This window comes from Actinophytocola sp. (genome assembly GCF_035712165.1).
Taxonomy (GTDB): domain Bacteria; phylum Actinomycetota; class Actinomycetes; order Mycobacteriales; family Pseudonocardiaceae; genus DASYTH01.
Map to the genome: position 1 here is coordinate 1 of NZ_DASTBH010000498.1, position 5,345 is coordinate 5,345.

Sequence of the window (5,345 nt, forward strand, 5' to 3'; positions counted from 1 at the left end):
CGCGCTCGCCGGCGGCACCGGCACCGACGGGATCGCCGGGGTGGCCCGGCGGGACGGGGACCGGGTGGTGGCGACCCCGCCCGCGCCGCCCAGCACCGCGCTGGACGAGCTGCCGGTGCCGGACTACGCGGAGTACTTCGACCGCCGCGCCCACCTCGACCTGCCCGCCGGGGAGGTCTGGCTGCCGTTCGAGTCGGCGCGGGGCTGCTGGTGGGGCGCCAAGCACCACTGCACGTTCTGCGGGCTCAACGCGACCACCATGCGGTTCCGGGCCAAGTCCGCCGACCGGGTGCTGTCCGAGCTGGACGGGCAGGCCCGGCGGTACGGCACCTTCCGGTTCGAGGCGGTGGACAACATCCTCGCGCCGAACTACCTCAGGGAGCTGTTCCCGGCGATCGCCGAGCGCGGGGCGGACTACGAGTTCTTCTACGAGGCCAAGGCGAACCTGACCCGGGCCCAGCTGCGGGTGCTGGCCCGCGGCGGGGTGACCCAGCTCCAGCCCGGCCTGGAGTCGCTGAGCTCCCATGTGCTCGCGCTGATGAACAAGGGCGTGCGGGCGGCGCAGAACGTCAACCTGCTGCGCTGGGCCCGCTACTACGGGATCGCGGTCGCGTGGAACATCCTGTGGGGGTTTCCCGGTGAGACCGCGGCGGACTACGCCGCGCAGGCGGCCGTGCTGCCGCACCTGGCCCACCTGCAGCCACCGGCGAGCGCCGACCGGGTGTGGCTCGAACGGTTCAGCCCGCTGTTCAGCCGCCCGGACCGGTTTCCGATGCGGTCGCGGCGGCCCGAGCCGAGCTACGCGCACGTTTATCCGTCCACAGTGGACACCGAGCGGATCGCCTACTTCTTCGACTACGAACTGATGGAGTCGCTGCCCGAGTCGGCCTATGCGGCGCTGCGCGCGGCCGTCGCGGAGTGGTCGCGGGTCTGGGCGGGCGACACCGTGCCGGTGCTCGCCTACCGGTCCGCGCCGGACCTGCTGCGGATCTACGACAGCCGGCCGGGTCGGCCCGGGACCTACACCTTCCACGGTGCCCTGGCCGCGATCTACCTGGCGTGCAGCGACCGGCCGACCACGGCCGCCGCGGTGCGCGGCAAGCTCGGGCTGGACCTGTCGGTGCGGGCGGTGCGGGACCTCTTCGAGCAGTTCGCCGAACGCGGCCTGATGTTTCTCGACGGCGACCTCGCGGTGGCCCTGGCGCTGCCGGCGACCCCCGGACGCTGACGCGATTAATCATTTGTGCCATTTCGCATGCTAATACCATTTGTATAGGTCGGATCGGCCCTGACTGGAATGGATCCAGATCTATCGCCATATTCGCACTTAGGTAGTTTTGGGGGGTTGCCGATCCCGGAATCCGCGTATTGTCGAATACGAATGGGGAATGGAATGGAGGCCGGGGATGGGTGAGAGCGAACTGCACGTGCAGGCGAGCCTGTGGAACGGTCGGGCGCGGACCTCGGTGCTGCTCATGGAGGGCGCGGCGCGCGACCGGGCGGGCGGGCTCGCCGTCGATGCCCTGCACCGGATCGCGCTGGCCCGCGGGCTGCGGCTGACCACCGATCTCGACCGGCGCGACCCGCGGCCGGTGCGCGGCTGGCGGGTCCGGGTCGACCGGGTCCACGCGGTCACCCTGGAGTGGCCGCACCGCCACCCGCTGCTCGACCGCGCGCCGGTGGAACTGCCGTCCGGCTGGCTGCGTGCCGCGGCCGGCAGCGGCGAGATCCTGCTCGTCATCGGCTTCGGTCTCGGCCTGCGCGAACCAGTCCGGGAGCCGGACCTGTTCGCGCGGCTGGAGCGAGCCGCCCGCGACGGCGCGCTGGTCACCGGAACCCTGGCGCTGCACACCGCCGACCCGGACGAACTGCCGGCCCAGCGGGTCGCGGTCGTCCCCGGCGACGACCGGATCGGCAACCGGCTGGACGAGCCGGTCGCGGTCGGCGCGGCACATTAGTCCACGCTGACCTCGTCCAGCGGGCAGTCCGGATCGGCGAGCTGATCGAGGTCGACCTGGCCGCCGGAGCGGATCATCGCGTTGATCGGGTCGACGACGTCCCAGACGTTGACGTTCATCCCGGCCAGGACCCGGGAGCCGCGCACCCAGAACGCGACGAACTCGCGCGCCTCGGTGTTGCCGCGGAAGACGACCCGGTCGTAGTCGCCCGGCTCGACGTAGCCGGTGTACTCCATGCCCAGGTCGTACTGGTCGGTGTAGAAGTAGGGCAGCTCGTGGTAGCTGGCCGTGCCGGTGAGCATCGCGGCCGCCGCCGCGGCCGGCTGGTTGAGCGCGTTGGCCCAGTGCTCGACCCGGACGTGCCGGCCGAGCAACGGATGGAAGGCGTTGGCCACATCGCCTGCGGCCAGGATGTGCGGGTCGTTGGTGTGCAGGGCGTCGTCGACGACGATCCCGTTGTGCACGTCCAGCCCGGCCTCGGCGGCCAGCCGGACGTTGGGTTCCACGCCCACGGCGACCAGCACGGCGTCGGCCGCCAGGTGGCTGCCGTCGCCCAGCCGCACGCCGGTGGCCCGGCCCCCGGCCTGGGTGATCTCGGTGATCTGCTCCTGGAACCGCAGATCCACGCCGTGATCGCGGTGCAGCTGCGCGAAGATCGCGGCGACCTCGGGCCCGAGCACCCGCAGCAGCGGCAGCCGGGCGGCCTCGACGACGGTGACCTCGAGGCCGGCGGTGCGCGCGGTCGCGGCCACCTCCAGACCGATCCAGCCCGCGCCGATCACGACCAGCCGCCGGGCCTGGGCGATGACCCGCTGCAGCGTCTCGGAGTCCTCCAGCCGGCGCAGGTAGTGCACCCCGGTGGCGTCCGCACCGGGCACCGGCAGCCGGCGCGGGGCGGCGCCGGTGGCCAGCAGCAGCCGGTCGTAGGAGAGGTCGTCCGCGCCGGCGAGCACGACCCGGCGGGCGGCCCGGTCGATCTCGGTGACCTCCACGCCGAGCCGCAGGTCGACGTCGTTGTCCGGGTACCAACCGTCCTGGTGGACGAACACGGAGTCCCGGTCGCTCTTGCCGGCCAGGTACTCCTTGGACAGCGGCGGCCGGTTGTAGGGCCGGTGCCGTTCGTTGCCCACGAGCGTGATCCGGCCGTCGAATCCCTGCCCGCGTAAGGCTTCCGCTGTCTTGGCGCCGGCCAGTCCGGCGCCGGCGATCACGATCCGGTTGGTGGCCATCTGGCCGTTCTCCTTTGCTGGGGCGGAAATCAGCGCGACTCAGCCGGGCACGCCGGTCAGGGCGAAGAACTCCTGGCGGGACCGGGCGTCCTCGCGCAGCGAGCCGAGCATGGTCGAGGTCACCGTGTTGGAGCCGACCGCGAGCACGCCGCGCAGCGTCATGCAGCTGTGCTCGGCCTCGATCACCACGCCGACGCCCTTGGGCCGCAGGTGCTCGGCCAGCCAGTCGGCGACCTGTTTGGTCAGCCGTTCCTGGACCTGGGGCCGGCGGGCGAAGTGCTCGACCACGCGGGCCAGCTTGGACAGGCCCAGAATGCGCGCACCGGGCAGGTAGCCGACGTGGGCCACGCCGACCACGGGCAACAGGTGGTGCTCGCACACCGACCGCACCGGAATCGCCCTGGCCAGCACCAACTCGTCGTAGCCCTCGTCGTTGGGGAAGGTGGTCAGGTCGAACGGGGGCGGGGTGAACAGTTCGGCGTAGGCGCGGGCCATGCGGGCGGGGGTGTCCCGCAGGCTCTCCGATTCCAGCGAGATGCCCAGGGCCAGCAGGAACTCCCGCGCGGCGCGCTCGGCGGCGACGAGGTCGGTCCGGTCGCCGGTCTCGTGGATCACCCGCAGCGCGGTTGTGGTGCGCACCCTCAGCCCCCGGTGTTGAGAGCGGCCAGCAGCGCCAGCACGACGGTGACCACGGCGAAGAGTCCGTGCCCGGCGACCACCGCGACCGGGAAGTGCCGCTCGGCAGGCGCGTCCCCGGCGGCGGTGCGGGCCCGGTAGGCCGGCAGCCAGCGGGCGAACATGGTGAAGCCCAGCAGCGCCACCGGAACCAGCAGCGCGACCGCGGTCCAGGCCAGGGCCGGGGTGTCGGCGATGACGAAGACGATCCACAGCACCAGGCCGATCGCGGCGAGCGCGAAGTGGCCGAAGATCAGCGGCGGGGCCATGCGGGTGCTGCCGGGGTTGCGGACACCGCCCTTGGCGATCCAGGTGCCCAGCAGAACGAAGCCGCCGACCGCGGTGAGCAGCCAGGTGACGAGCGCGGCGATGTCCACGTTGACCTCCTCGGTGTTTGTGGGTCAGTTCTGGTAGCCGTGCGCCTGGGTGGCCTCGTCGGCCACCCGGACGCCGTAGTGGTAGGCGAGCTTTCCGCCGAGGTAGCCGGACACCGCGAGGGTCGCCAGGCTCACCGCGGACAGCACCAGCGGTCCGGTGGCGACACCGTCCGGCGTGCCGTAGTCGGCCTGTCGCCAGAAGAAGTTCGCGGCGTAGGCGGCGGTCACCGCGAGGTTGAGGCTCATGTGCGTCAGGCCGGTGCGGAACGCGCGGGTGCCGGTCGGGATGGCGAACAGGTCGAGCAGGCCGACCATCGCCGCCAGCACGGCGCCGAGCCCCCCGATGGCGATCAGCCACACCGAGCCCTTGGTGAGGAAGCCCGGGTCGTCGACGACCAGCGAGGAGATGTCGAAGACCAGGGCGCACACCCAGGCCCCGATCGGGACGGTGACCAGGATCGGATGGAACGGGTGGCCGTAGGGACCGGCGAGCGCCGGGCTGACCGGACGCTTCGCGGCGAGCTGCGGACTGGACACGGCGCACCTCCCTTAGGGGTATTTCACCAACAGAGTTTGGTCTTATTCGCGTGTCCCGTCAAGCCACCCTGGTAGACACCTACGCCAGCGGGGTTGTGAACACCGCGATAGGAGATATTCTGCGGGGGTGACGACGGAGGACTCCGCGCCGAGCCCCGCGATCAGGGCCGTGGCGGCGCTCGAGGACGGGCTGCGCCGGGGGATGTATGCGTTCATCCGGCGGGTCCGCCGGCCGGTGACCCGGGACGAGGCGGCCGCGGCCGTCGGAATCTCCCGCAAGCTGGCCGCGTTCCACCTCGACAAGCTGGTCGACGCCGGTCTGCTGCGGGCTCGGTTCGAGTCCGTCGGCGGGTTGCGCAAGGTGGGCCGGACCCCGAAGGTCTACGAGCCCACCGAGATCGACATCCGGGTCAACATTCCGGAGCGGCAGCACGAGGTGCTCGCCGACGTGCTGCTCGACGCGGTGCTCACGGAGTCCGCAGGGGAGACTGCCCGGGACGCCGCGCTGCGAGTGGCCGCCCGGCGCGGTGAGGAGGAAGGGGCGCGCGAGCGGGCCCGGCTGCGCGCCG

At 72.0% G+C, this 5,345-nt stretch carries 6 protein-coding genes and 1 pseudogene; 3 read left to right on the forward strand and 4 right to left on the reverse strand.

Features of this window, described 5'->3' with window-relative positions; genetic code table 11:
- Positions 1-1,228 (forward strand): RiPP maturation radical SAM C-methyltransferase (locus VFO68_RS28200; protein WP_325161437.1); only part of this gene is annotated, 1,228 nt, incomplete at its 5' end.
- Positions 1,229-1,406: 178 nt separating this feature from the next.
- Complete coding sequence (locus VFO68_RS28205; RefSeq protein WP_325161438.1) at positions 1,407-1,958, forward strand: hypothetical protein; 552 nt, start codon at positions 1,407-1,409, stop codon at positions 1,956-1,958.
- On the opposite strand, the gene VFO68_RS28210 is transcribed toward VFO68_RS28205, so the two are convergent.
- Genes VFO68_RS28210 through VFO68_RS28225 form a run of 4 tightly spaced genes read right to left on the reverse strand, consistent with a single transcriptional unit; the run spans position 1,955 to position 4,776 of the window.
- The gene (locus VFO68_RS28210; RefSeq protein WP_325161439.1) at positions 1,955-3,187 is read right to left on the reverse strand and encodes an NAD(P)/FAD-dependent oxidoreductase; all 1,233 of its coding nucleotides are present in this window, start codon (positions 3,185-3,187) and stop codon (positions 1,955-1,957) included. The two genes, VFO68_RS28205 and VFO68_RS28210, sit on opposite strands and share 4 nt — an antisense overlap.
- A gap of 39 nt (positions 3,188-3,226) precedes the next feature.
- Complete coding sequence (folE, locus tag VFO68_RS28215) at positions 3,227-3,826, reverse strand: GTP cyclohydrolase I FolE (RefSeq protein WP_325161440.1); 600 nt, start codon at positions 3,824-3,826, stop codon at positions 3,227-3,229.
- Positions 3,827-3,828: 2 nt separating this feature from the next.
- Entirely contained in the window at positions 3,829-4,239 is a 411-nt protein-coding gene (locus VFO68_RS28220) for a hypothetical protein (RefSeq protein ID WP_325161441.1), read from the reverse strand.
- Positions 4,240-4,263: 24 nt separating this feature from the next.
- Positions 4,264-4,776: a DUF2231 domain-containing protein gene (locus tag VFO68_RS28225; protein ID WP_325161442.1), complete on the reverse strand. Its 513-nt coding sequence runs from the start codon at positions 4,774-4,776 to the stop codon at positions 4,264-4,266.
- A 202-nt stretch (positions 4,777-4,978) separates the two neighbouring features.
- Between VFO68_RS28225 and VFO68_RS28230 the strand changes: the two are divergent.
- Positions 4,979-5,345: pseudogene (locus VFO68_RS28230) on the forward strand (transcriptional regulator); the annotation flags it as partial.